The sequence below is a fragment of the Adhaeribacter rhizoryzae genome, from assembly GCF_008629685.1.
GTDB lineage: Bacteria > Bacteroidota > Bacteroidia > Cytophagales > Hymenobacteraceae > Adhaeribacter > Adhaeribacter rhizoryzae.
The window spans coordinates 14,451-41,431 of sequence record NZ_VWSF01000002.1 but is presented as its reverse complement, the minus strand read 5'-3'; the positions used below and the strand labels follow the sequence as shown (position 1 = coordinate 41,431).

The following is a 26,981-nucleotide window of genomic DNA, read 5'->3' as shown; positions in this document are numbered from 1 at the left end:
ATAAGCAAATATTGCGCTACATCGGCTAACAACAGGCCAGCACCCGAACCCATTCACAAATAGTATTGGTAATCAATATTTTACTTGCCAATACATTTACCATTATGAAAAAAACGTGCTTTTAATCGGCGCTTGGCAGTTATAAAATATTCTGTTTTGTTGCCGGTCTATGAACAACACATGCTCCAAAACAAAAATAATCGTGCCGGTTTACACCCCTATCAAGAAACTTTATTTTTAAAAAATAGTACAAAAAATAAAGTAATTAATTCAAGCCAAATATAGGTCTACAAGCATAATAATTGGTTTACAACTGATTGCCTTTATTTAACACTTGATTCCTGTTATTCGACAATTGACACATATTTATTTATTTAATTATATAAAAAATATTATTTTTAATATATATACTACTGATGCAATTATTTCAAATTCTGGTTTACTGATTAAATTCCAATCTCAACTTAAATTTAACAAAATGAGAAAAATTCTATTACTGAGTCTTTTCTTGTTGTCGGCGCTTTTACAGGAAGCTATGGCACAAAACAGAACAATTACCGGTAGGGTTACGGATGCTACGAATGGCGATGGGCTTCCGGGAGTTACGGTATTGGTGAAAGGCACCCAGGTTGGTACGGCTACCGATGCTACCGGCAATTATACAATTAACATACCCGAAAATGGTACAACCCTGATATTCAGTTTTGTAGGTTATACTACCACCGAGCGTACCATTGGCAACGCCACCACTTTAAATGTAGCTTTAGCCACCGATGCCAAGCAATTAGGCGAAGTGGTAGTAACGGCCCTGGGCCGCGAGCAGGAAAAAAGAACACTGGGGTATGCCACACAAGAGGTAGGTTCAGAGGCGCTTACACAAGGCCGGGAGCGTAGCGTATTAAATTCGTTGCAAGGCAAAGTGGCCGGCGTAAATATTCAAAGCCAGGGAGGTGCTCCGGGCTCCTCAACCCGGGTAGTAATAAGGGGTAATAAATCTTTTACCGGTTCTAACCAAGCCTTGTTTGTGGTAGATGGCATACCAATTGATAACGGCGCTATTGGAGCCAATGATGCAACAGGTTTGCCCGATAACCTGAACAACGGCGTTGATGTGGGAAACCGTGCCAACGACATTAATCCGGATGATATAGAGTCGGTGAATATTTTAAAAGGTCCGGCGGCAGCCGCTTTGTATGGCGCCCGGGCAGCCAACGGCGCCATTATGATTACCACTAAATCTGGTAAAAACGCCAATAAAAAAGCCGAAATTACGGTAGTATCTTCTTATACCGTAGAAGATGTTCTTCGCTACCCAACTTTCCAGAACAGCTACGGACAGGGTTTCTTTGGGGTGCCAGATTTGCTCGAAAATACGAGTTGGGGCCCAAAATTCGACGGCGTATTACGGCCGTGGGGCCATGTGGTAAATAACCAGCAACGCATTAAGCCTTATGCCGCCTTGCCCGATAACGTAAAAGAATTCTTTGATTATGGCTCTAACTTTACCAATACCTTATCTTTATCTGGTGGGGCCGAAAAAGGAAATTATTATACTTCATACTCCAACACCAGGCAAAAAGGCATTACTCCTGGTACCGAATACCACCGCAACTCGCTGGCATTTAAAGGCTCTACTAAACTGGCCAATAATTTTAGTTCTACGGCTTCTTTAACTTACGTAAAATCCGGCGGCGATTTTGCTTTAACCGGCCAAGGCAATTCGGTATACGACCAAATTATTCAAACGCCCCGCGATATTCCTATTTTGGAATTGAAAGACTTAACCAACCCTTTTAACGATGAAACTAATTTTTACTCGCCTTACACCGTTAATCCTTATTGGGTAATTGCCAACCGGACTTACACCAACAATGTAGATCGCTTGTTTGGCAACGTTACGTTGGGGTATAAATTTAACGATAACCTAAACCTGACTTACCGGATTGGGACCGATTTTTATACCGATCGCCGCCAGCAATTCTGGGCAATCCGGGATGTGGAAGGGCCTAATGCCTCTACCAACGATAACGGCATGTACTCCGAAACCCAAATTTATAACCGAGAAATTAATTCGGACCTGATGCTTTCGTACTTCCGTAACCTTACCACCGACTTAACGATGGATATATTGGTTGGGTCTAACGTAAGACAGGTTTCGAATGAGCGCTTATTTGCCCAGGCCGATGCTTTGGCCAACAACCAGTTTCGCTCGCTCAGCAATATTGTAGGTACCCCTTTGGCTTACAGCTACCGCGATAAAATAAGATTGCTGGGTGTTTACGGTACCGCCAAATTTGGTTTCAGAGACTATGCCTGGCTGGAACTTACCGGCCGCAACGACTGGGCTTCTACCCTGCCTATTAATAACAACAGCTTTTTTTATCCGGCGGTTAGCTTAGCCTTTGATGCCGCTACAGCTTTTGATTTTGCGAGCACTACGCCTATAAACGTTGCCAAATTGCGGGCCAACTTTGCCCGTGTGGGTAATGGCGGCGAGCTGCCTTACCAAACCAGATCGGTATTTGTATCGGGCAATATTTCGGATGGTTTTCAGGGCACAGATTTAAATTTTCCGTTTGGCGGAATACCAGGTTTTGAGGTAAGCAATGTTGTGGGCAATCCCAATCTTAGGCCGGAAAAAACAACTTCTTTCGAGATTGGTGCCGATTTACGGTTCTTTGATCAGCGTTTTACCATTGATGCCAGTTATTACGACCAGCGTTCACAGGACTTGATCGTGAGCGTACCAATAGCCTATTCTACTGGTTTTGGGTCGAGTGTATTAAATGCCGGCGACATGACCAACAAAGGCATAGAGCTGGTAGTTGGCGGTACTCCGGTGCAGGTAGAAAATGGGTTTGCCTGGGATATTAGTGTAAACTTTACGAAGAACAACAACCTGGTTACCAAAACTTACAATCACTCGCCCATTGACTTAGGCGGTTTAAGTTCAGCGGCCTTAATTATTAAAGAAGGAGAACCTTACGGTGTTTTTCAGGCCGATGATGTGATGCGTGATCCGCAAGGCAGAATTGTGGTAAACCCCGCTACTGGTCGGCCCCGGGTGGCAGCCGAGCAATCTTTAATACCAACGGTTACCCCCGATTGGCAAGGCGGCGTCGTAAATACGTTCCGCTATAAAGGTGCCCGCCTTTCGGTAGTAGTAGATACCCGCCAGGGCGGAAAAATGTATTCCAGAACCCGGGCTACGCAGCGCTTCGCCGGCACGGCTCCGGAAACACTAACCAACGACCGGCAGCCTTTTATTATTCCGAACTCCGTAGTACAGGTGGGTAATACCAACGAATATATTGAGAATACAACACCTCTTACAAACGATAACCTGTACGATTACTGGGGTAATTTACCAGAAGCCACCAATATTATTGATGCTTCTTTTACCAAGTTAAGAGAAGTAAGCTTTTCTTACAGATTGCCAACCGCCATAACGCAAAAAACATTCTTTGGCAATATTGAGCTTGGTTTATCGGGCCGGAATTTATTCTTATGGACACCGGATGAAAACACTTACATCGATCCGGAAATGAACAGCTTTGGTAACGGCAACGTGCAAGGTTTCGATTATAGCGGCGCTCCTTCTACCCGCACCTGGGGTGCCAACATAAGATTAACATTTTAAAATTTGTACAGGCAAAATGAGAATATATAAAAAATACGTAATCGCAACTGTATTTGCCACTTCGCTGAGCTTTACTTCGTGCGAAAATTTCCTGGATATTAACCAGGACCCCAATAACCCATCAACTTCTACCCCGGCTTTAACCTTGCCGGCCGGTTTTGGAGAGTTGGGTTATGTTCTAGGCAACCAGTTTCAGTTTTTAGGGAATTATTTTGCGCAGCACTGGACCCAGGCCGGCGCCGCCAACCAATATTGCGATTTGGAACTGTACCAGATGACCTCCAGCGACTACGACGACCGGGTTTGGGGCGAACTATACGCCGGGGCACTGAACGATTTTAAATATGTAGCGGACCAGGGTAATGAAAATAATAATCCTAATTATGCCGCCATCGGCGAAATAATGCAGGTGTATACCCTACAGGTTATTACCGATGCCTGGGGCGATGTACCCTTTACATCGGCTTTGCAAAGCTTAACTAACCTGACCCCGGAGTACCAAAGCCAGGAAGAAATTTATACCGGCCTTATTACCATGCTGGATGCCGCTATTGCTAAAATTGATGATGATGCAACGGTTGCTGGTAAAGATGATATTATTTTTGGAGGCGATATGGGCCTTTGGCGTAAGTTCGCGAATACCTTAAAACTTAAACTTTATTTACGCCAGGCTTATGTAAAGCCGCAGGTAGCCGAAGCCGGTATAAAAGCCATGTATGCTGCTAATGCGCAATTTCTGGAAATGGGCGAAACCGCTGCTGTGGCATTTGTGGACCAAACCCAAAACCGCAATCCCTTTTTTCAAACGCAGGTAACTTTTAGAGGCGGCGTAGATGTGGTGGCCAGTAACACGGCGCTCGAACTTTTACAATCTACCAACGATGCCCGCATCGACAAATTTTATGCGCCTGCCCAAGCCGGTACCAACCAAGGTAAATTTGCCGGCATAGATCAGGGAGTAGAATGTACGCCGGCCCGGCAAGGTTTACAGGCCACCAATTATTCTAAGCCCGGCCCGGCTGTAGCCAGTGCTAATTCTGCGGTACCACTTATTAGCGCTGCCGAAAGCTATTTTTTACAAGCCGAAGCGGTTGCCAGAGGTTGGGGAAGTGGTGCTACCGCGGCATCGCTTTACGAGCAGGGCATACGCGCTTCTTTTGATTATTTAGGCGAAAGTGCCGCCGATGCTACCGCCCTGTTGCAAAAACCAGGAGTTGCCTATGCCGGCGGAGCCGTAGAAGCCCAGGTGAACCAAATAATTACGCAAAAATGGTTGTCTTTCAACGGTACGCAAGGGTTCGAAGCCTGGACGGAATACCGCCGCACCGGCTATCCAAATTTTATTCAGGCGTCCGCGGCATCTAACCTGGAAGCCGGCGAACTTCCCAAACGTATCATTTATCCAAACACAGAAGCAACCCGCAATCAGAATTATCCGGGCTTAAAAGAGATTGACGTTCCGGTTTGGTGGGATGTGAAAGACTAATTATTAACTTCTAACTTAAGAGAGCATGATTCTTAAAAATAATATTTTGGCCGCTGCTTTTATACTGCTGGCATCTGTCTTCTTGTTTAGTTGCGAGAAAGATGATGAAACGGCAAATATTTCCAGGGTAACTTCTTACCCTAACTTTAGTATGACGGGTGAAGACTTAGTAGTAACCTGGGTGGGCGCAGGCTTTACCGATCCTGGTGTAAAAGCGGAAGCTGGTGGTAACGACCTGCCGGTTACAACCACGGTTAGTGCAGCCTATTATATTACCCCAGGTCAAACAAATCCGCCAGCTGTACAATATGGCAGTAGCTTTGATGCTGCAAAACCAGGTATTTACACCTTTACCTATTCTGCTACCAATGAAGATGGATTTGCCGGCACTACCACCCGTACGGTAATTGTATTGGATAAGCAACCTAACCCAACTGTAGACTTATCTGGTAACTATACTAGCGGTACGTCGCCGGCCTCAGTAGTAACCAAAGTTGCTAACGGTGTATTTTACGCTACCAACTTTTGGGGAGGAGGCAGTACAGTTGTTCTCGATGGCTATATTCTTACTTCTGATGGAATAAATTTAAATATTCCTATGCAGGAAAGTCAGGTAACAATTTATGGCTACGGTAAGCGGCTGGCCAACGGCGATTTAGACTTAAGAATGACCCGCCCTACCTTCTCGCCACCATTAGTAGATCAGGTAAAACTGTGGGTTAAATCTTAATACACTAATAATTATAATGGTTGAGACAGATATAATATAATAGAAAATAATATCTTATGAAATTCAAAATAATCCCCATACTGCCGCTTTTACTTTCCTTCGTTTTTTTAACCTCTTGCGAAAAAGACGACCCCGAAATTGATTACATGGCAACGTACCCTGTTTCGGGTGACTGGACTGTAAATTATTACGTTGAAAACGATGAGGGAGAATTGGAAGAAGTTGCCAACCACACCCAAATTATTGCTTATAATACTTCGGCCAACGTACCAACCGAAATCTGGATTGATGACCATGGCTCTTTTTGGGATTATAAAGTTAAAACCAGCTTAAACATGACCGATTTAACTTTTTCGGGTAACGAGCTGGACAACGAACATTATGAATCTAAAGTAACCATTACCGATGGCAAAGTAATTAAGAACGGCACCAAGGTAAATGGCATGCAAGCCGATAGTATTTACTTCCGGGTTTCTTTCGATGATGATGAAGAGCCTTATGGCACCATTTACCATGCCGCTGGCCACAGAAGCAACGGCTTCGGCGATTAACCACCTATTATCTTTTAAATAAAAAAGCAGGCTAAAACAGCCTGCCTTTTTATTTACAACCGCTAAATATACTAACTGCTTACCGGCTTATTAAAAACAATCCTTAATGAAGCATAAGTTACTAAAGGCTGTTTTTACATTTATATTTTTTCAGAAAATTTGTTTCGGGTTGGCCAAAGAGGTGGCCCCCACGCTGCCTGTAAATAAGCTAAAACTTAAACCCCAAAGCACTTTACTTTTAATTAATGAAGAAAATAACCCGCTACTGACTAATATTGCCGTAACTACGCCGGCGCAGCAGAATAAAATAAATATTAGCGGCACGGTTAAAGATGCCAAAACCGGCGAACCCATTATTGGCGCCTCGGTTTACGCCGAACCCAGTAAAGCCGGTACCATAACCAGTCGCAATGGCACTTTTACCTTAACGGTACCCGCCGGTAAAATTAAACTTACCCTTACCTACGTAGGCTACCAAAAAGAAACCCGCGAACTTACCCAAACCGAGGACTTAACCTTACATTTTCAGTTACAAAAAGCATCGGCGCAGTTATCCGAAGTAGAAATTAAAGGCGGGCGGGCCGCTAACCACAACGTAGCCAGCGTACAAGCCGGCATCACCAACTTAAATATTATTACCATTAAAAAAATACCCGCTTTTATGGGCGAGGTAGATATTATTAAAGGCCTTAAATTGCTGCCCGGCATCGGCTCTGTTGGGGAGGCCGCTACCGGTTTTAACGTGCGCGGTGGCAGCGTAGACCAAAACCTGGTTTTGTTAGACGATGCCCCCATCTTTAATACCTCGCATTTATTTGGCTTTTTTTCTATTTTCAACCCTAATGCCATCAGAGACCTAACTTTGTATAGGGGTGGTATTCCGGCACAGTTTGGCGGCCGCATTTCGTCGGTGCTGGATGTGAAGCAAAAAGAAGGCGATTTTCAGAAGTTTGCGGTTAACGGTGGTATTGGATTAATTTCGGGGCGGCTGGCCATAGAAGGCCCCATTGTAAAAGATAAAACTTCTTTTATTGTGGCGGGCCGCAGTTCTTACTCTAACTGGTTGCTGCGCAAAATGCCCGATGTAACCTTGCGCAACAGTCAGGCTTCTTTCTACGATTTATCCGCCAAAATAAGCCACCGCTTTAACGACAGAAATAAACTTACGCTCTCGGCTTACCGCAGCCGCGATAGTTTTGGGTTTTCCAGCGATACGCTTTATAACTGGCAAAGCACTACCGCCAGCCTTAAATACACCCATACTTTTACCAGTAAACTGGTTTTAGATGTTACGGGCGTTTATAGCCTTTACGATTTTAATGTATTAAACCAGGAGATAAATAATGCCTCGGCTTACAACAATGGTATTGTATTTAAAAATATTAAAGCCGATTTTTCTTACGCCACCGGCAAACACCAGGTTAATTTTGGCGCCACCGGTATCGATTATAAAATAAACCCCGGTAAGCTAAACCCCAATTCTGAATTTTCGCAGGTAATACCGCTGCATTTGCAACGCGAAAACGCCACCGAAAACGCTTTATATTTTAACGAAGAATACGAAGTATCGCCGCGCTTAACTTTAATGCTGGGTTTGCGCTACGCTGTTTTTGCCAACTACGGTACCGGCGAAGTGTACCAATATCAGCCCGAGGTACCCAAACGCGAACGCACCATTACCGACACCTTATACTACAACAAAGGCCAAATAATTAAAACGTATACTGCTTTAGAACCGCGCTTTTCCTTAAAATTCAGCCTCGCCGAAAACAGCTCAATTAAACTGGGTTACAACCGCAGCCAGCAATTTATTCACTTGGTTTCCAACACTGTGGCCGTTTCGCCCACCGATTTCTGGAAGAGCAGTAATACGCATCTGAAACCCCAAATCGGCGACCAGGTTAGCCTGGGTTTTTTCCGGAATTTCAACCAAAACACCTTCGAACTTTCGCTGGAAGGTTATTACAAAAAAATTCAGAATATGCTGGATTATAAGAATGGGGCTAATTTATTTCTGAATAAAACCATAGAAGCCGATTTATTACCCGGTTTAGGCAAAGCTTACGGCCTGGAAACCAGTCTAAATAAAAATACCGGGCGCTTAACGGGTTGGCTCAGCTATACGTATGCGCGTACGTTAATATCGGTTAAAGGCGCTACGCCGGAAGAAACTATTAACAACGGCGCTTATTACCCCGCTACCTACGACAAGCCCCATACCTTAAATATGGTAAGCAATTACGAGCTAAATAAGCGGTTTAACCTGGGAGCTAATTTTACCTACAGCACCGGTAGGCCTATTACGGCTCCTTTGTCGCATTATGTTATTGGTGGTTATGTGGTACCGGCCTTCGGCGAACGCAACCAATTCCGGATTCCGGATTACCACCGCCTGGATATTTCTTTAACCTTCTTGCCTAATCCGGATAAAAAACGAAAATGGGAAAGCAGTTGGAATTTTTCGGTTTACAATGTTTACGGCCGCAAAAATCCTTACTCGGTATTTTTTAAACAAGAATACGGGTCGCCGCCGCGGGCTTATCAGTTAGCCGTAGTAGGCGTGCCATTACCATCTTTAACTTATGATTTTAAATTTTAGATAATATTAAAGGCATGAAGAAAGCTTATTCTTTTCTGCTGGTTTTAATTATAAGTCAGTTTGTTGGCTGCATCGACCCTTTAGACCTGAAAACCGGTAAAGGCACCGAAAGCCTGGTGGTTGATGGACTGATTACCAACGAGCCCGGACCTTATACCGTTAAGCTTTCGCTGAGTGAGCCTTACACTGCCTACGCTGGTAATGCCAGTTCTTTTGTCAGGAGGGCTACCGTTATTATTTCGGATGATAAAGGAAATTCCGAAACCCTTACCGAGATAAAACCCGGCACTTATACTACTTCGGGCAATAATTTACAGGGGCAGATTGGTAATACCTATACGCTCACGGTTAAAACCCGGGAAGGCCAAGAATATACCTCCGCGCCGGAGCTTTTAGCGCCGGTACCCGACATTACCAATTTGTACCCCGAAGTACAAGAGCAGAAAATATTAAATGCCAGCGGCAATGAAGTTTCGGTGTATAATGTAGCGGTGTATGTAGATACCCCGGACCCCGCCGAACAGAAAAATTATTATTTGTGGCAGTGGGAAGGCGTGCATCGGGTAAATACCCAGCCCTGGAATTACTGCGAAAAGGTAAGAGGTAAATGCATACCCATGCCCAAAGATTGCTGCGAAACCTGCTGGCTAACGGTATTTACCAACAGCATTAACGTAAAAGACGACCGCCTAATTAACGGCCGCCAGCTAAAAAAGCATTTAGTTACCCAAATACCCGTTACCCCGCGCACCTTCGAATCTAAATATTACCTGGAAGTAAAACAATTATCTGTTTCGGAAACTGCCTACGATTACTGGAGCATGCTTAAAACCCAATTATCCAGTGTAGGCAACGTGCAAGACCCGCCCCCGGCCGCTATTGCAGGCAATATGCGCAATGTAAACAACCCCGAAGACAAACCGTACGGGTACTTTGGTGCGTCGGCAGTAGTAAAAAAAGTAATTTTTATCAGGCGCGAAGAATTAGGCATCAATCCGGGCGAGCTAATATTCCCGGACGATTGCCGGGTACTCATGAACAGCACTACCGAGAAACCAGCCTTCTGGTAATTATTCCTGGTGCACAAATTTATGTTGCGGTGAACCAACCCGTAAATTAATCGCTTGGCAAGTACTTTATATTTGCGCCTAGAATAAAGAACTACCAGGCACGGAATATTCTATTTTTCCTTTATTACCTGTTTATACATAGTATATTTATTAGTTTAGGTGCGTTTATATCTTAGAAAAAGGTGATATAAACGCACCAGTGGTAAGTATACACAATAGTTGGGGTTAACTTAATATGGAAATAGCTTCATTAGTTGTAATATTAATAGTAGCGGTTTGTATAATACTTACTATGTTTTTTCTGTTGGGGTATCTAATAAAAAGAAATAAAGCAGGATTAAGGAATGCTGCCATATCCTTTGCTATAGCGGCATTATCCATAGGTATATTAATAAGCGTTGAAGAAATATTTTTCTCTTTTAATAGAGCAAATAAAGAAGAGTTATTAGTTGCATCAAGAGAAGCACCAATCGGAGGAATTCTTTTAAAACTATATACTGACAGTACTTTTGAAATTGGAGGCTTTAGAGAAGTAACATCAACAGGAGTTTACAAATTGAAATCAGACACTCTACTTAGCATAATACCAAACAAAGAACAAAAGCAGGTTGAGGGTTTTACCCAAACTACCTTCATAATTCGTGGAAATTATTTAGAAGAAGTGCCTAATAAAGGAATTAACTTTTTGGAAATTCACCTAAATAAACTAAAATAAAAAAGCTTACCCCAACACTGCACATAAGTTATGCTTCGGCTTTGCCTTGCACACCTCATGTACTAACCGTTAGCGGTCATTGTAACAGACGACAGCACGACAAATAAACAAGTAACAGAATGAAAAGAAAAATATCATACTGCGCACTAACAATGTTGACTTTGATAGCGTGTAACGAAAACAAAATTAAATCCGAAAACAATATAACAATTACAGCAACACCAAATAAGCAAATGACAAGTGAATATTCCGAAGTGAATGGACTTAAAATGTATTACGAAATTTATGGACAGGGAAAACCAATCGTCTTAATACACGGTGGCGGTTCGACAATTCAGACAAATTTTGAAAAAATCATTCCACTACTTGCTAAAAACAGACAAGTAATTGCTGTTGAACTCCAAGCCCACGGACGGACCAATGACCGAAATGCTGACCTAACATTTGAACAGGACGCAGATGATGTTGCTACCCTTCTCAAAAATTTAAAAATTAACAAGGCAGACTTTTTTGGTTTTAGCAACGGTGGAACAACTACTTTACAAATCGCTATCCGACACCCTGAATTAGTTGACAAATTAATTTTAGGTTCAGCACTTGCCAAACGAAACGGAGTTCCTGAATGGTTTTGGGGTTATATGGAAAATGCCAAATTGGAAAATATGCCTGAACAACTAAAAGAAGGATATAAGAAAGTTGCAGCAGACACAAATGGGTTACAAGTTATGCACGACAGAGATGCTAAGAGAATGGTAAACTTCAAAGACATTCCAGACGAGCAAATAAAATCCATCAAAGCCCCAACATTAATCATTATTGGTGATAAAGACGTTATCACACCAGAACATGCTCTTGAATTGCACAGACAAATTGCCAACGCTGAAATAGCAATAATTCCGGGTGGACACGGACAATATATAGGAGAAGTTACAACAATAACACCCGACTTTAAAGAAAGCGACCTTGTAGTTCCAATGATTGAAAAATTCCTTGACAAAAAACCTGCAAAATAGTGCCTACAAACACGAACAAAAGAGAACAACAAACCGCTAAGACGAGTTTTGCGTCAGGCGGGGTAACGTGCAAACTTAGAGCTTTGTGCTTCTATTCAAGTTCAATGCTGGTTGTCAGTTTTGGGTTAGTTGCTGCTTAAGACTGCGGTAAAAGTTATGTTCCGGCACATGCGCAGAAAGCCAGAAATGCAACGCTTTCTCGTCTTCAAAATGCTTCCTCCCTTGCATCTGGCAAGATTTGGTATTATCTGCTTTTACGACTATCTTCCCCAGGTTGTGCAACAAGCACATCGCATATACAAAATTCCTGCTCCGCTGCGGCTTTGCATATACACAGCCCATTAGACTTAATATTTTAAAAGAATAAAAGATTTCTTAAAATACAACTTGCTTAACTCCAGCAATTAATTAAACATCTTAAATCTCATCTACCCGCATCAGCACCGAAGAATATTGCTGCGGCTGTTTAAGCAACTGCAAAATCTTCTTGCCTACGGCTTCCGGATCTAATAATTCTTTATTTTCTTTCAATAATTTAAAGCGTTCTAACTCGCTAAACTGGTCGCTTTCAGCTTCGCGGATGTGGGCTTGCATGGCGGTATCTACCACGCCGGGCGCTAAGGAATAAACTTTTACACCGGTGCCTAGTAATTCCTGTTCTTTCTGGCAGGTAAGCGACAGCATATCCAAAGCGGCTTTAGACGCACAATATGCCGACCAGCCATCCATCGGTCGTTTACCGGCACCAGAACTAATATTTAAGATTATTTTCGGGCATTGCTGGCTATAATAAGCGCTCAGGAAAGTATTCATGAGTATAGCGGGGCCAATTACGTTTACGTCAAAAACAAACTCAAAATTATCAGTGGCCTGGCTACCAATGTAATCAATCTTGCCCAACACACCGGCATTATTTACCAGCACAATTCTCTCGGCTTCTTTTAAGGGCACAAAAACTTTGTGCAGGTTATTACGGAGCGCCGTGGTATCCGATAAATCGAAATGCAAATGGTGGTAGCGGGCGTGCTTCACGGCGCAGTTGCGCGAAATGCCGTAAACGTACGTATTATCGTTTTGCAGGATAGCCTCGGTTAAAGCTTTGCCAATGCCTTTGCTGGTGCCGGTTATAAAATAATATTCCATTATTCTAATGTTAGTGTATCTGGCATTACGCCGTACTTAGGCTTAGGTTTTGTTCTAAACTAGCTTGGCTGTATAAAAAAACCGGACTATTACTATACTAACAGTCCGGTTCAGAATATTTGGGCAAAATAAATACTACAGAATAAACTGACTCAAGTCGCGGTTTTTCACCATGTCGTTTAACCGTTCTTCTACTAATTCTTTTGTAATTAAAATGCGGGCATTGGCGCCGATTTTATCGGGCACATCGTATAATATTTCGTTTAGCAAGCGGCTTACTACGGTGTGCAGACGGCGGGCACCAATATTTTCTACTTCAGAATTTACCTCAAATGCAATTTCGGCTATTTTTTGCAAGGCTTCATCGTCGAAGGTGAGTTCTACGTCCTCGGCTTGCAGCAAGGCTTCGTATTGTTTGGTTAAAGCGTTCTTCGGGAATTTCAGAATGCTGTAAAAATCTTCCTTGGTTAAGCTGTTCAGTTCTACCCGAATCGGGAAACGACCTTGTAATTCCGGAATTAAATCAGAAGGTTTGGCTACGTGAAAAGCGCCGGCCGCAATAAATAAAATATGGTCGGTGTTAATGACGCCGTACTTGGTGCTAACGGTACTGCCCTCCACAATTGGTAATAAATCGCGCTGCACACCTTCGCGGCTCACATCTGGTCCACCGCCGCCTTTGTTGCTGGCGCTGGCTACTTTATCTATTTCATCAATAAATATTACGCCGGCATTTTCCGCCTTCCGGATGGCTTCCTCTTTCACCTCATCCATATCAATGAGTTTTACGGCTTCTTCTTCCAGCAATATTTTGCGGGCTTCGGCAATGGTAACTTTGCGCTTTTTGGTTTTCTTGGGCATCATGCCGCTTATCATTTCCTGAATATTCATGATAGAAGCTTCATCAATGCCCGGTCCCATAATGCCCAAACCACCCGTACTGCTCTGCTGAATTTTTATTTCAATTTTGCGGTCGTCGAGTTCGCCGTTCTGAATTTTAACCCGGAATTTTTCGCGGGTGCGCTCGTTCAATTCCTGGTCGTTATCGGGCATTGCGTTATCATTAGCGCCGTAACCGGCAACCGGCCGGTTGGCAGGTGTGCTGATAGGCGGAATAAGCGCATCCAGAATAATATCTTCGACTATGGTAGCGGCCTGCACTTTTACTTCTTCTTTTTTGCGCATCTTCACCATGTTTACCGATTGCTCTACCAGGTCGCGCACCATGCTTTCTACATCGCGGCCCACGTAACCTACTTCGGTAAATTTAGAAGCCTCTACTTTGGTAAAAGGCGCGTCGGCAATGCTGGCCAGGCGGCGGGCAATTTCGGTTTTACCAACGCCGGTAGCGCCAATCATTAAAATATTATTGGGTACTATTTCTTTCTGCATTTCGGGGCTGGCGTGCATCCGGCGCCAGCGGTTGCGCAAAGCAATGGCCACGTTGCGTTTGGCATCGTGCTGCCCGATTATATATTTATCTAATTCGGCTACAATTTGCGCCGGTGTCAGGTATTTTGCTGATTCTAACATGCTTTCGTAAGTAAATACAGCCAGGCTGTCATTTTAAATGAATATTTTTAATGTACCGCAGCTCCTAAGGAGCTTACGGTAACGTAGATACTGGTTGTGCCAAAATTAAGCCATAAGTTTTAATTACAAGAGTTACAGGCTTAAAAGAATATTTTACCAGCCAGATTCAGGCCGCTTTTTCTTTTTTAGGTTTGAATATTTTCTGCAAGCTGGTACTTACCGTAAAATTATTGCTGGCACTAGCCACGTGGTAAGTTGCCCGAGCATAATCTAACTGAAAAGCTTTTCTCCGGAGCATGGCCCCAAGCGAAAAGCCAGCTGCACCGCCGGCGTTTTCGAGCCGGAGTTCGCGGCACCGAAGATGATTGTAACCTGCCCGCACTGCAAAATTCTTGATCAGTAAAAACTCGGTACCCACTACCAAATGCCGGGCTATTTCGTTGCCTACCGATTTTTTATTTTTCCGGCCTGATTGAGGCGTAACAGTGGTATCGGCGAAAGTTAGGTTAAAGTTTTGGAGGTGATGGGCTGTAAGGGAGAAACGCAGCGGCATGTGCTCCGGCTTGTATGTAAAACCTAATTGGGCATCGAAAGGCAAAGGTTCCGGCTCGTTTCCGTTAAACGATTTTACCTCGTAGCCAATATTTTTTAATACCAAGCCAACGGTTAAATCTTTTTCCGGATGCTTGAATATTCCGCCAATATCGGTTAAAACGGCTACTGCTTTATATTCGGCCATGCCAGCTACCGCCAGTTTAGCCGTTATACCTAAGGTAAAAGCATTTAGGGTAGAAATTCGCGTTAGGTTCAGGTTATAGGCATTTACCGTAAACGTACCTTCTTCCTGGCCGGCGGCATCGCGTTGGGTAAATTCTCCAAAATCTAGGTAAGACAAGCCCATAGCCAGGTGCCGTAATGCTTGAGGTGGGTAGCGTATTGCAAATTGTGGTAAGCAATATCGGCCAGAAAAATCGTGGAGCTGAAAGCAACTTGCTGGTGCATTTGGGGCTGCAGCAGGGCCGGGTTTGCTGTTACCAGGTAAACTTCCGGCCCTTGCCCCATGGTAAAACCGCCCAGCGCTGCTACTTTCGCGTTAGCGGGTAAATTCAGAAAACTAAAAGTAGCAGCGCCTACCTGGCTGTTTGCTGCCAGCCTAATTATAAGCCCTAAAAAAAGCAGCCAATATTTGTGCATATTTTCGGGCAATAATTACCGGGGCTTAAACCACGTAAGTATCGGCTAAAGTTTGGTTAGGTACCGGCGGTTCAATAACGGCTAAATGCAGCGGATTTTTAACCTTTTCGGGCAACAAGGCCAGCTCCAGCACCCCATCTACTTTATCTACATAATGAATATTTAAACCTTTGAGGTATTCGGCCGAAATTTCGCTGATATCTTTCCGGTTCTTCACGCACAATATCACATCGGTAATACCAGCCCGCTTGGCCGCTAATATTTTTTCTTTAATACCACCTACGGGCAATACCTTGCCCCGCAGGGTTATTTCGCCGGTCATGGCCAACCGCGACCGTACTTTACGCTGGGTAAACACCGAAGCTATGGCCGTAAAAATAGCAATACCCGCCGAAGGACCATCTTTCGGAACGGCACCTTCCGGGAAGTGAATATGCAAATCGTACTGATCGAACAACCGGTAATCGATTTCTAAGTCCGAAGCGTGCGCTTTGAGGTAAGAAAGGGCCGTTACCGCCGATTCTTTCATTACATCGCCTAACTGCCCCGATAACGTTAATTTGCCCCGGCCGCGGCTTACAATCGATTCAATAAATAATATATCGCCGCCTACCGAGGTCCAGGCTAAGCCCGTAACCACGCCAGCGGTATCGTTGTCCTGGTAAAGCTCTTTGTCAAATATTTCGGGCCCCAGAATTTGCGCCACATCCGCAGCCTCCACGGTTTTTTTATATTCTACTTCCATGGCTTTGGATTTGGCTATATTCCGCACCAGAGCGCCCAATTTCCGTTCCAGGTTCCGCACGCCCGATTCGCGGGTATAATCTTCGATTACTTTACGGATGGCCCCATTAGCAATAGCTACATCTTTCTGGTCGAGGCCATGTTCGGTTTTTTGCTTCGGCACCAGGTGCTTTTTGGCAATTTCTACCTTTTCCTCAATGGTATAACCCGTAATATCAATAATTTCCATGCGGTCGCGGAGGGCCGGATGAATGGTATCGAGGGAATTGGCGGTGGCAATAAATAATATTTTGGATAAGTCGTATTCTACTTCCAGGTAATTATCTACGAAAGTGCTGTTCTGCTCGGGGTCCAAAACTTCTAATAACGCCGAAGACGGATCGCCGCGAAAATCTGAGCTGATTTTATCGATTTCGTCGAGTACCATTACCGGGTTAGCCGTACCAACTTTTTTAAGACTGCTAATAATACGGCCGGGCATGGCACCCACGTAGGTTTTGCGGTGCCCGCGAATTTCGGCTTCGTCGCGTACGCCACCCAACGACATGCGCACGTATTTACGACCCAAAGATTTGGCAATAGATCGGCCCAAAGAAGTTTTACCTACGCCTGGCGGGCCGTACAAACACAAAATAGGGGCTTTCATGTCGTTCTTTAGTTTCAGAACGGCAATATATTCGATGATGCGCTCTTTTACTTTTTCCAGGCCGTAGTGGTCAGCATCCAGAATTTTTTTGGTGCGCTTCAGGTTAAAATTATCTTTTGTGTATTCGCCCCAGGGCAGTTCCAGCAAAAACTCGGCGTAGTTTAAAGATACCGGGTATTCGGCAGCGGCCGGGTTAATACGCGATAATTTATCCAGTTCTTTGTTAAAGTGTTTGGCTACGGTTTCGGGCCATTTTTTCTTGGCTGCCGCCGTCCGCAACTTATCAATTTCCTGGTCGGGGCCGTCAAAACCCAGTTCGTCCTGCAATACTTTAATCTGCTGACGCAAAAAATAATCGCGCTGCTGCTGATCAATATCGGTATGCACCTTGGTCTGGATTTCCTGCTTTATTTCCAGAAGCTGAATTTCCTTTAGCATGAGTTCCAGCAAGGTAGTGCCGCGTTCCACACCGTCGTTAATTTCGAGCAACTTTTGTTTTAGCTGCACTTCTACGTTAATATTCGACGACAGGAAATGCGTTAAAAAACTCGGGCTATCAATATTATCGAGGGCAATCTGGGCTTCTTGTGGTATTTCGGGGTTTAGTTTCAGCATTTTGGCAGCTGCATCTTTCAACGATTGCACCAACGCTTTTACTTCCCGGCTTTTTTTATTTGGAAACGTTTCGTGGCAATATTTTACCGTAGCGGTCAGAAACGGAATATCCTGGGTTACTTCTTCTATTTCGAAACGGCTCTGGCCCTGGATAATAATGGTGGTATTACCATCGGGCAGCACCAGCATTTTTAATATTTTGGCCATGGTACCTACCTGGTACAAATCCTCGATGGCGGGATCATCGCTGGTGGTATTTTTCTGGGCTACTACCCCAATTATTTTATCGCCCCGGTAGGCTTTGCGCACTAACCGAACCGATTTTTTACGGGTAACCGTTACCGGCAGCACTACTCCCGGAAACAGTACAGTATTACGAACCGGCAATATAGCCAAAGAGGTGGGTAAATTATTCTCTTCTTTGTCTTCAGCGGGGTCGGTGGTAATAATAGAAATAATATCTTCATTTTCATCGGCTAAGTCGGTTAGCATCAGATTCTGAAGAAAGCTTTTTGAATTATAATTCATATAGTATATAGAGTGCCAATTTGGCAGCACAAGTCGGATTAAAGTAAATTAATACGTGAAGGTACTATAAAAACAAGAGACGTGCCAATTCCCGCCGGCTATCTGCCCCTTCCAAGTTAACAAAATTTTAAAATATCCTTACGTTTAAAAGCTAAATCTTTTTTTGTATTTTATACATTAGTAAACACAAATATATGGGTAAAAATAGTAATTTTGTTAGGTTTACCGTTAAGCCTATTATGGTTCTGAACACACATTAGGAGGCATGCAGAAAAACTTTCTTAACAGGTTGCTTTTCTTATTCTTGCTGTTGCCCCCTCTCTTAGCTGCGGCTCAGCAGCAATCTCCTTTTGGGCCTGGTCGCCCACAACCTACTGACAGTACGTTCCGCCAGCTAACACCCAAAGCCGAAACAACTCTGGATTTCCCAAACCTGAATAAAATACCTTACTACGAAAATCGTCGGCAGAAAGGTGCTATCCGGAAGCTGGAAAGAAGAAAAGACTGGGAAAAAGCATTGCCTTTGCTACAAGCTTATGTAAGCAATTTTGGAGTAGAAAATTTCTACAAAGATACGCCGCTGCTGTGGCAGTTGGGTCAGCTTTACGAGCGTACCGGCAATAAAGCCCGGGCAGTAGCTTATTACCGATTGGCGCTAAAACACCACTGCTCCGATGTAAAAAAAATACCACAGTACTTCGATTCGCTCGAAACCGGGCAAAAGGCCTTGTACGTGCCCCTGAAACATTATTACGAATTAGTGGAATACCGCAAAGGCATTAGCGCTTTTCAGCCACCCAAAGGGGTTTACACCAACATGGGCCCAAGTATAAATTCTAAACACGAAGATTACGCCCCGGTTATTGCCCCAGACCAAAAGCAATTAATATTTTCTTCGAAACGCATCCGGCGGAAAGATATTCAAAGCACCCCTAACGAAGATTTATTTTACACCGCTAACCAGGATGGCTACTGGGACGAGGCCAAATCTTTTGGCAAACCCGTAAACAGCATTTACAACGAAGGATCGGCTTGCCTGACCAAAGATGGCCAAACCTTGTATTTTACCCGCTGCGATTGCCCCAATTGCCACGGCAACTGCGATATTTTTGTAGCCAGTAAGCTAAAAGATGGTTCCTGGGGCAATATCCGGAATTTGGGGGCTACGGTGAACAGCAGTGCCTGGGATTCGCAGCCCAGTTTATCGCGCAACGAAGACACCTTATATTTTGCTTCCGACCGGCTGGGTGGCTTTGGCTTATCTGATATTTATTTTACGTATAAACTTAAAAACGGGCGCTGGGCGCCGGCCCAAAATGCCGGACCGGTTATAAATACCCGCGAGAGCGAAGTGAGTCCTTTTATTCATCCGTTGTACCAGGTGTTGTACTTCAGTTCGCGCGGACAATTGTTAAATTACGGCGATTTCGATATTTACAAAACTTACCGGATAAACGGCCGCTGGCAGGAACCCCGCAATATTGGCCCGCTGGTAAACGGCAAAGGCAGCGAATATTATTTCACCATCGATAGCAGTTCTAAAAATTTATATTACGCCCGCTCCGAACCCGACGACCTGAAAAACCTGGATTTGTATTCGTTTCCGTTGCCCATGGAGGCGCACCCGCTGGCTGTAACCCACCTGGAAGGCACTTTAATTGATTCCGTTACAAACAGACCTTTACAGGGCATTATTTCTATTATTGATCTGGAAAACGGTATTGAGGTCGCTTCTAAATATTTGCGCGACGATGGTTCTTTCGATTTTGACCTGATTGACGAGAACCGTTACATGATGATTATTCAGAGTCCGGATTATTTTTCGGTGGAAAAAAAGTTTGACTTGAAACAAGATACGCTTTTTAAAATAATGACCTCGGTAATTGATTACAGCTTACCGCTCATCTTTAAGAATATTGAGTTTGAAGAAAAATCGGCGCAGGTAAAGCCCGGCATGGAAGGTATTCTGGACCGGATTGTTCTGTTTATGGCCGATCATCCGGGGTTTAAACTTAAAATAAGCGGCCATACCGATGCCAGCGGCGACCCGGATTTTAACCTGGACTTATCGCAGAAGCGGGCCGATGCCATCAAAAAATATATTATGCTTAAAGGCAAATTTCCGGAAAGCCGGATTGAGGCCTGGGGCTATGGAAGTTCCGAACCGTTAAAAGAAGAAAATACCGAAGAAGACCGGCGCATTAACCGACGGGTAGAGTTTAAGATTATTAAACCAAATGGGAAATAGTATTGGGTTGAAAGGCTATTTAATTAATATTTTAATTCAATATTAAGTTATTTTCTTTTGAAAGATTTCATCTTTCAATGCTGAGGTGCTAACTAATATTTTAGGTCTAAGTTTGCTCCTGCCCGGCGGGGCCCGTTTGGTCATTCGGGCTGCTCATCTTTCCTTTCCTCCTCCGTCGGAATGCTGCGCACCGGAAACCTGAAAGGCCTTCATCGCCCAAACTGATGTAGTCTGCTTCGTAGCTGCTGGCTGTATATAAAAATGAATGAGGCGTGTTTTAATTGGTATCTAATTATCTGGTTATACCATTATAAAGCGAAACCTGCGCTTTAGGGTACATTATTGGTCATCCTGAGCTTGTCGAAGGATCTATTAAAACTATGAAAAAGTAGATAGATTCAGCTATTTTGCTAGGCTCAACATGACCGCTATAACTTAAGCACATCAACCAATTCTACTATGCTTTTTTCTAAAATTTGCTTTAGCGAGGATAATAAAAAATACTTACCAACTTACCATTAGGGTGATCAACTAAAATTGTAAGAAATTTAAATTTACCTTTTAGTTTCGGGCTTCGGAGGTATCGGTAGCGCTGGGCGGTGGTAAATCGGCCATGATGCGGCTAGCCATTTTGCCCAGGTTGTCGCGCGTTATTTTGTTTATATCGTTTACGTTCGATTCGTAGGGAATTAATATTTTATTGCCCGCTACCAAATCGCCCTGGGCATTGTAAATAGTATAATGCACCCGGAAATTGCGGACAAAATTCTTGGTTGTCCGGTCGATGCAATTATTATAATCGGTAAATATTTCGAACTGATTAATAAATATGAAATAATTAGCGCCGATGCTGTTGCTTAAGGTAGCGAATAAATCAGGGTCATTTGCACGAACACCGTAATATTTTGTTTCGTCGTAAGCAACGCCAACGGGCTCTTCTGTTTTACTTATGCCAACTTTTTCCCGGGTATTTTTTACCCAGGCTTTCAAGCCTTTTTCTTTTGGTGGCGCTATAGCCGGAACAGCCGACGTTTTAATATTCTGGTAGCTGTAGGAAAGCTGTTTATAAATATTATTTGGGTTATAAACGCTATCGGCTACCGGCACATTTACCAAATTAATACTTTGGTAACCCGGTGCTTGCAGCAAGGCATTTAAACGGGCCTGAAAAATATACCTAATCTTCTGCTTCTCAACTTTAGATTGCCAGGCAATGTCGTTGTCGGCATCAGAAAAATAAAGAGCGGGGTCGAACGGCACCACTACCACCCGGTTGCCCGAACTAATTTTTGCCGAAGACAGACTATTTTTTGCAGGAGCTACAACAGGGCTTTCGGTTGGTTTATGAGCCGGTTCAACTGGTACTGTTTCTTCCGCTGCTACATTGGATGCTGCCTCTGGTTTTACCCGGATGGTGGTACCCAATTTTAAATCCGGGCCGTTCCAGTGCTGCAAAGAATAGACGGGTACTTTGTAAAGCCGCGATAACCGGTAATACGTATCGCCTTGTTGCACCAGGTGAAAATCGGTAGCCGTATTACCAACGGAAGCTGCATCTGGTATGGCTTGAGCAAAAGCAGTTGGCGCAAAGACAACGCCGGTTAAGAAAAAAGTCAAGCGACCAATTACCTTAAGAAAGCTTCCTCCCCACCGCATACGCTTAAAAAATTAACTTAAATACATCGTTAAAGATGGCAAACGCCATTAGGCCTAATAAAAGCACCATGCCTACTTTCTGGGCGTTCTCTAAAAACTTATCGGAAGGTTTCTGGCCGCTTACCATTTCGTAAGTCAGGAACATGACGTGGCCGCCATCTAAAGCCGGAATAGGTAAAAAGTTCATAAAAGCCAGCACCATCGACAGCATACCGGTTATAAACCAGAAATTATGCCAGCTAAAAGTATCACCGAATACCTGGGCAATGCCAATCGGGCCGCTTAAAGATTTTGAAGCCGAAGCTTCGCCCCGGAATATTTTAGCGAATCCTTTAATATTGGTCGTAATAATGGAAAAGGCTTTCTCGGTACCGGCCGGAATAGCTTCGGCCAGCGTATAATCTTTTATGGAGTAGTGCAGCAAAGGCTTTCTTTCAAAACCCAGTTTGCCTTCTTCATCAATCTCGGCCGTGAGATTAAGCAACTGGCCGTTGCGATCTACGGTTAGCGGCGTGGCTTTTCCTTTATTGGCCAGCAAAGCTTGCTGCAGGTTATGGAAATAAGGCGTTTCGGTATTGCCTACCTTTACAATTTTATCGCCTGGTTCTAATCCGGCTTTAGCGGCTGGTTTACCGGGCAATACTTTACCTACTTCAAAGGGCAATATTATTTCTACAAACCGCAGCTGATCTTTATTATCGGCCATTTTATCCATTAAATCGGCCGGAATCGGAATATTTACTTCCTGGCCGTTGCGGTTAACGGTATAATAGGCATCTTTTCCCAACAGCACATTCGGGTCGTAGATATCATCAAAGTTTTCGAACGGCTGCCCGTTTATTTTTACAATCTTATCGCCGGTCCGGAAACCCATTTGCTGACCTAGCTCGTTCGGTACCACACCGTATTTTACTTCATTTGCCGGCAAATAAGGTTCGCCGTATTGGTGCGCAAGCAGAATAAAAATAACAATGCCGGTAATTACATTTACAATAATGCCGCCCATCATTACTATCAGGCGTTGCCAGGCTGGTTTAGCCCGGAACTCGTAAGGTTGCGGCTCGGCACTCATGGCCGCCGTATCCAGCGACTCATCTATCATACCGGTAATTTTTACGAAGCCTCCCAGTGGAATTGCGCCAATCATGTATTCGGTTTCGCCAATTTGCTTGCTTAATACCTTCGGCGGAAAGCCAATGGCATATTTCTCAACCCGCATGCCAAACCATTTGGCGGTTAACATGTGGCCGAGTTCGTGTAATCCAACTAAAATTGTAAGGCCCAGAATTAACTGGCCTACCATTACCAAAATATCCATTTATTAATCTTGTAAAATCAAAAAGTTAACCGGTTGTTTTAATTTGTAAAAGCCGGTATAGCTAAAAATGTTTTGTTTCCTTCTTTTCTCTCAATTATCAAGCCAGTACGTTCATCAGCTCTTTGGCCCGTAAGCGCGTGGCCTGGTCGGTTTGAATATAATCGTCGAAAGAAGGTTCCGCAATATAAGCAACTTTTGCCAAGCAATCTGCGATAAGGTCCGACATTGCCAGAAATTTGATTTTATCTTCCAGAAAAGCTTGTACGGCTACTTCATTAGCGGCATTTAGCACGCAAGGCATATTGCCGCCGCGGGTCATGGCTTCGTTGGCCAAAGCTAGGTTCCGGAAGGTTTTGGTGTCGGGTTGCTCAAAGGTTAACTGGCCGTAATTGGCAAAATCAAAACGCGGGAAATTTGTTTTTAGTCTGTTGGGGTAACTTAGCGCGTATTGAATGGGCAGCTTCATATCGGGCAAACCCAACTGCGCTTTAATGGAACCATCTTCGAATTGTACCAGCGAGTGCACAATAGATTGCGGATGCACCACCACCTCAATCTGGTTGTAATTCAGCCCGAATAACCACTTGGCTTCTATTACTTCCAGGCCTTTGTTCATGAGCGAAGCCGAGTCGATGGTAATTTTGGCGCCCATATCCCAGTTAGGGTGTTTCAGGGCTTGCTCTTTGGTAACGTTCTGGAGAAAACTTTCGGTTTTGCCCCGGAAAGGCCCGCCCGAAGCGGTTAATATTATTTTTTCGATAGGATTATGAAACTCGCCGGCTAAACACTGAAAAATAGCACTGTGTTCCGAATCGACGGGGTAAATATTAACGCCTTTTTGCCGGGCCAGGTCGGTAACCAGTTGCCCCGCCACTACCAAGGTTTCTTTATTAGCCAAGGCAATATTTTTACCCGACTGAATAGCCCGCAACGTTGGTTTTAAACCGGCATAACCCACCATGGCTGTTAAAACCACATCGATGGTATCCATTTCTACCACCGCATTTAAAGCATTACTGCCAGCGTATACTTTAATATTGTGCGGGTCCAGAGCGGCAAAAACCGCATCGTAGTAGCTTTCGTTGCCAATAACCACTACATTGGGTTTAAAGGCTAAGGCCTGCTTTATCAGCAAATCGGCATTATTCTGGGCCGTTAGCACCTCTACTGCAAAAGCTTCCGGATGGGCCGATATTACTTCCAGGGCTTGGGTACCAATGGAGCCCGTAGAGCCTAAAATGGCAACTTTTTTCATGCTGTTCTTTCAAAATTGCGCCGTAGCGCTTGTATATTTTCGGGAGAAGTTTTAGCTACTCCTTATTATGCTAATGCTAATTATTCTGGGCAATTAATTTATCGGCAATATTCCGGTCGTTGCTCAGGCGGGGCACTTTGTTCTGGCCGCCCAGTTTGCCAATGGTGCGCATATATTCCTGAAAGGCATTGGCCGGTAATACTTTCACTTTTAAAGTAGCCAGAATATTGCCCGAAATTAAATCGTCGTAATAAGTATTCTGTTGCCGAAGCTGCCAATCCAGTTCTTTCTCGAAAGCAGCCAGATTTTGCGGCGGCCGCGAGAATGCGACGAGCCACTCGTGATGCGATTGCCCTTCGCCGGCGCTTACCAATGGTGCTACGGTAAACTCAATTATTTCAACCTCCGGAAATTTAGCAACCGTTTGCTGCAATGCTTTTTCTACTTCTTCGCCAATAACGTGCTCGCCAAACGCCGAAATAAAATGCTTGATGCGCCCCGACACCACCAACTTATAAGGCCTGGTAGAAGTAAACTTAACGGTATCGCCCAACGAGTAACTCCACAAGCCAGCGTTGCTGCTCACTACTAAGGCATAATTAACGCCTGTTTGTACTTGCTCAATGGTTAAACGCGTTGGGTTGGAATTAAAATATTCATCGGCCGGAATAAACTCGTAAAAAATGCCGCTGTTCAGGAGAAGCAATAATCCGGGGTCGTGTTGCTGGTTCTGGTACGCGAAAAATCCTTCCGAAGCCGGAAAAAGTTCGATGGAATCGACGGGCCGGCCAATGGTTTGAAATAATTTAGCTTGATAAGGCGCAAAATTAACGCCGCCGTACACAAACAACGAAAAATCCGGAAAAACATCTTTTATGGGCCGACCCGTGCGTTGGATTATTTTATCGAAATACATTTGCACCCAAGGCGGAATACCCGATATTAAAGTCAGTTTGCGGTGCAGGGTTTCGTCAATAATTGCATCCAGCTTGGTTTCCCAATCTTCGATGCAATTGGTTTTGTAAGAGGGCAACTGGTTGGTGCGTAAATACCCCGGCACGTGGTGGTTAGCTATACCCGATAAACGACCGGTCTTAATGCCGCCCACTTCTTCCAGTTCCGGACTACCCGATAAAAATATAAGCTTACCATTCAGAAAATGGGCTTTACCGGTTTCGTAAATATAATTCAGCAGCGCTTCTTTGGCTCCGTTTATATGGTTAGGAATAGAATCGCGGGTTATGGGAATATATTTGGTACCCGAAGTTGTGCCAGATGTTTTGGCCAGGTAAATAGGTTTGCCCGGCCACATAATATCCGGTTCGCCTTTTTTTATGCGGTCAAAATAGTTTTTCAAGCCTTCGTAATCGCGTACCGGTACGGCCTGCACGTAATCGGCGTGAGATTTAATTTTAGCAAAGCCGTGGTCGCGGCCAAAAGCCGTATTAGCCGCCCTGGAAATTAATTGCTTAAATAGTAATGCCTGGGTTGCTACCGGTTGCTGCATCCACAAATTATTCCGGCGGTGCGTAGCCGCCGCCAGGGGTTTACTCAAAAAGGCTTTTATACCCATATCCGGCCAATTGTTGTGCTGCTCTTTTTTTAATAAACTGCTAAATTAACAGGAACGCTATAATTACCGGGCATTTTAAAAATAAAAATATCGGAACTGGAAATTGGGCCGCAGCTAAAAAATTTATAAACTACCGGCAAAGTTTTAGAGTAAGAGTAAAAATTAAATAAACCTATAATTAAACCCTTAAACATATTATTATGATAAAAAGCAAAGCAAATGCTATCTGGCACGGTGGCTTAAAAGATGGTAAAGGCAATATTTCGTCGAAAAGCGGCGCCTTGAACGGCCCTTATTCTTTTAAAACCCGTTTTGAAGGCGACGATACCGGTACCAACCCAGAAGAATTAATTGGGGCGGCCCACGCCGGCTGTTTTTCTATGTTTTTGAGCAGCCTGCTCGAAAAAGCCGGTAAACCCGCTACCCGCATTATGACCGATGCTACCGTACACCTGGATGTAACCGATAACGGCCCCGTAATTAAATTAATAGAATTAAATACCGAAGGCGAAGTAGAAGGCATGGATGAAGCTGAATTTCAGCAACATGCCCAGGAAGCAAAAGAAAAATGCCCAATCTCGGCTGCGCTGAAAGCTGTGCCCGAAATAAAACTAACCGCTACTTTAAAAAGATAAAATTAATGGGCATTACCGGAAACAGCCTTAAAAGCAATTTTTTCCAAACACCGAAGAAAGCTTTTTTTCCTATCTTCACGGTTAATTTA

General features: G+C 44.0%; 19 protein-coding genes. 10 read left to right on the top strand and 9 right to left on the bottom strand.

Going from position 1 to position 26,981, the window contains the following annotated elements:
• Positions 1-478 precede the first annotated feature (478 nt).
• The 8 genes from F0145_RS03385 (at position 479) to F0145_RS03350 (ending at position 11,804) form a co-directional block, all read left to right on the top strand.
• Positions 479-3,640 carry a SusC/RagA family TonB-linked outer membrane protein gene (locus tag F0145_RS03385; RefSeq protein WP_150086901.1) on the top strand — a complete coding sequence of 1,054 codons (3,162 nt, stop codon included), beginning with the start codon at positions 479-481 and terminating at the stop codon, positions 3,638-3,640.
• A 16-nt stretch (positions 3,641-3,656) separates the two neighbouring features.
• Positions 3,657-5,126: a SusD/RagB family nutrient-binding outer membrane lipoprotein gene (locus tag F0145_RS03380; protein WP_150086900.1), complete on the top strand. Its 1,470-nt coding sequence runs from the start codon at positions 3,657-3,659 to the stop codon at positions 5,124-5,126.
• Positions 5,127-5,151: 25 nt separating this feature from the next.
• The gene (locus F0145_RS03375; RefSeq protein ID WP_150086899.1) at positions 5,152-5,856 is read left to right on the top strand and encodes an immunoglobulin-like domain-containing protein; all 705 of its coding nucleotides are present in this window, start codon (positions 5,152-5,154) and stop codon (positions 5,854-5,856) included.
• A gap of 56 nt (positions 5,857-5,912) precedes the next feature.
• The gene (locus F0145_RS03370; protein WP_150086898.1) at positions 5,913-6,407 is read left to right on the top strand and encodes a lipid-binding protein; all 495 of its coding nucleotides are present in this window, start codon (positions 5,913-5,915) and stop codon (positions 6,405-6,407) included.
• A gap of 106 nt (positions 6,408-6,513) precedes the next feature.
• On the top strand, positions 6,514-9,006 hold the full coding sequence (locus F0145_RS03365) for a TonB-dependent receptor (protein ID WP_150086897.1): 2,493 nt from the start codon (positions 6,514-6,516) through the stop codon (positions 9,004-9,006).
• Between the two features lie 14 nt (positions 9,007-9,020).
• Positions 9,021-10,076 carry a DUF4249 domain-containing protein gene (locus tag F0145_RS03360; protein ID WP_150086896.1) on the top strand — a complete coding sequence of 352 codons (1,056 nt, stop codon included), beginning with the start codon at positions 9,021-9,023 and terminating at the stop codon, positions 10,074-10,076.
• 235 nt (positions 10,077-10,311) lie between these two features.
• Positions 10,312-10,791 (top strand): hypothetical protein, encoded by a 480-nt coding sequence (locus F0145_RS03355; RefSeq protein WP_150086895.1) that lies wholly within the window; start codon positions 10,312-10,314, stop codon positions 10,789-10,791.
• Positions 10,792-10,910: 119 nt separating this feature from the next.
• Complete coding sequence (locus tag F0145_RS03350) at positions 10,911-11,804, top strand: alpha/beta fold hydrolase (protein ID WP_150086894.1); 894 nt, start codon at positions 10,911-10,913, stop codon at positions 11,802-11,804.
• A 417-nt stretch (positions 11,805-12,221) separates the two neighbouring features.
• Here F0145_RS03350 and F0145_RS03345 read toward each other — a convergent pair whose 3' ends face one another.
• From F0145_RS03345 to lon, 5 genes are all read right to left on the bottom strand, one after another.
• Positions 12,222-12,947: an SDR family NAD(P)-dependent oxidoreductase gene (locus F0145_RS03345; protein ID WP_150086893.1), complete on the bottom strand. Its 726-nt coding sequence runs from the start codon at positions 12,945-12,947 to the stop codon at positions 12,222-12,224.
• A 135-nt stretch (positions 12,948-13,082) separates the two neighbouring features.
• Positions 13,083-14,480: an ATP-dependent protease ATPase subunit HslU gene (hslU, locus tag F0145_RS03340; protein WP_150086892.1), complete on the bottom strand. Its 1,398-nt coding sequence runs from the start codon at positions 14,478-14,480 to the stop codon at positions 13,083-13,085.
• Positions 14,481-14,646: 166 nt separating this feature from the next.
• Positions 14,647-15,381: a type IX secretion system protein PorQ gene (porQ, locus tag F0145_RS03335; RefSeq protein ID WP_262719580.1), complete on the bottom strand. Its 735-nt coding sequence runs from the start codon at positions 15,379-15,381 to the stop codon at positions 14,647-14,649.
• Positions 15,363-15,674, bottom strand: coding sequence for a PorV/PorQ family protein (locus F0145_RS03330; protein WP_150086890.1), 312 nt, complete (start codon positions 15,672-15,674; stop codon positions 15,363-15,365). Before F0145_RS03330 ends, porQ begins: the two co-directional genes overlap by 19 nt.
• A 25-nt stretch (positions 15,675-15,699) precedes the next feature.
• Positions 15,700-18,207 (bottom strand): endopeptidase La, encoded by a 2,508-nt coding sequence (lon, locus tag F0145_RS03325; protein WP_150086889.1) that lies wholly within the window; start codon positions 18,205-18,207, stop codon positions 15,700-15,702.
• A 310-nt stretch (positions 18,208-18,517) separates the two neighbouring features.
• Between lon and F0145_RS03320 the strand changes: the two genes are divergently transcribed.
• Positions 18,518-20,455, top strand: a complete 1,938-nt coding sequence (locus F0145_RS03320; protein ID WP_223815794.1) for an OmpA family protein — start codon at positions 18,518-18,520, stop codon at positions 20,453-20,455.
• Between the two features lie 561 nt (positions 20,456-21,016).
• Here F0145_RS03320 and F0145_RS03310 read toward each other — a convergent pair.
• The 4 genes from F0145_RS03310 to F0145_RS03295 form a co-directional block, all read right to left on the bottom strand.
• Entirely contained in the window at positions 21,017-22,111 is a 1,095-nt protein-coding gene (locus F0145_RS03310) for a LysM peptidoglycan-binding domain-containing protein (RefSeq protein ID WP_150086887.1), read from the bottom strand.
• Positions 22,112-22,115: 4 nt separating this feature from the next.
• Positions 22,116-23,429, bottom strand: a complete 1,314-nt coding sequence (gene rseP / locus F0145_RS03305; RefSeq protein ID WP_150086886.1) for an RIP metalloprotease RseP — start codon at positions 23,427-23,429, stop codon at positions 22,116-22,118.
• Between the two features lie 97 nt (positions 23,430-23,526).
• Entirely contained in the window at positions 23,527-24,684 is a 1,158-nt protein-coding gene (locus F0145_RS03300) for a 1-deoxy-D-xylulose-5-phosphate reductoisomerase (RefSeq protein ID WP_150086885.1), read from the bottom strand.
• Positions 24,685-24,760: 76 nt separating this feature from the next.
• Entirely contained in the window at positions 24,761-26,257 is a 1,497-nt protein-coding gene (locus F0145_RS03295) for a GH3 auxin-responsive promoter family protein (RefSeq protein ID WP_150086884.1), read from the bottom strand.
• A gap of 200 nt (positions 26,258-26,457) precedes the next feature.
• Between F0145_RS03295 and F0145_RS03290 the strand changes: the two genes are divergently transcribed.
• Entirely contained in the window at positions 26,458-26,892 is a 435-nt protein-coding gene (locus tag F0145_RS03290) for an OsmC family protein (RefSeq protein WP_190277461.1), read from the top strand.
• Positions 26,893-26,981: the final 89 nt, after the last annotated feature.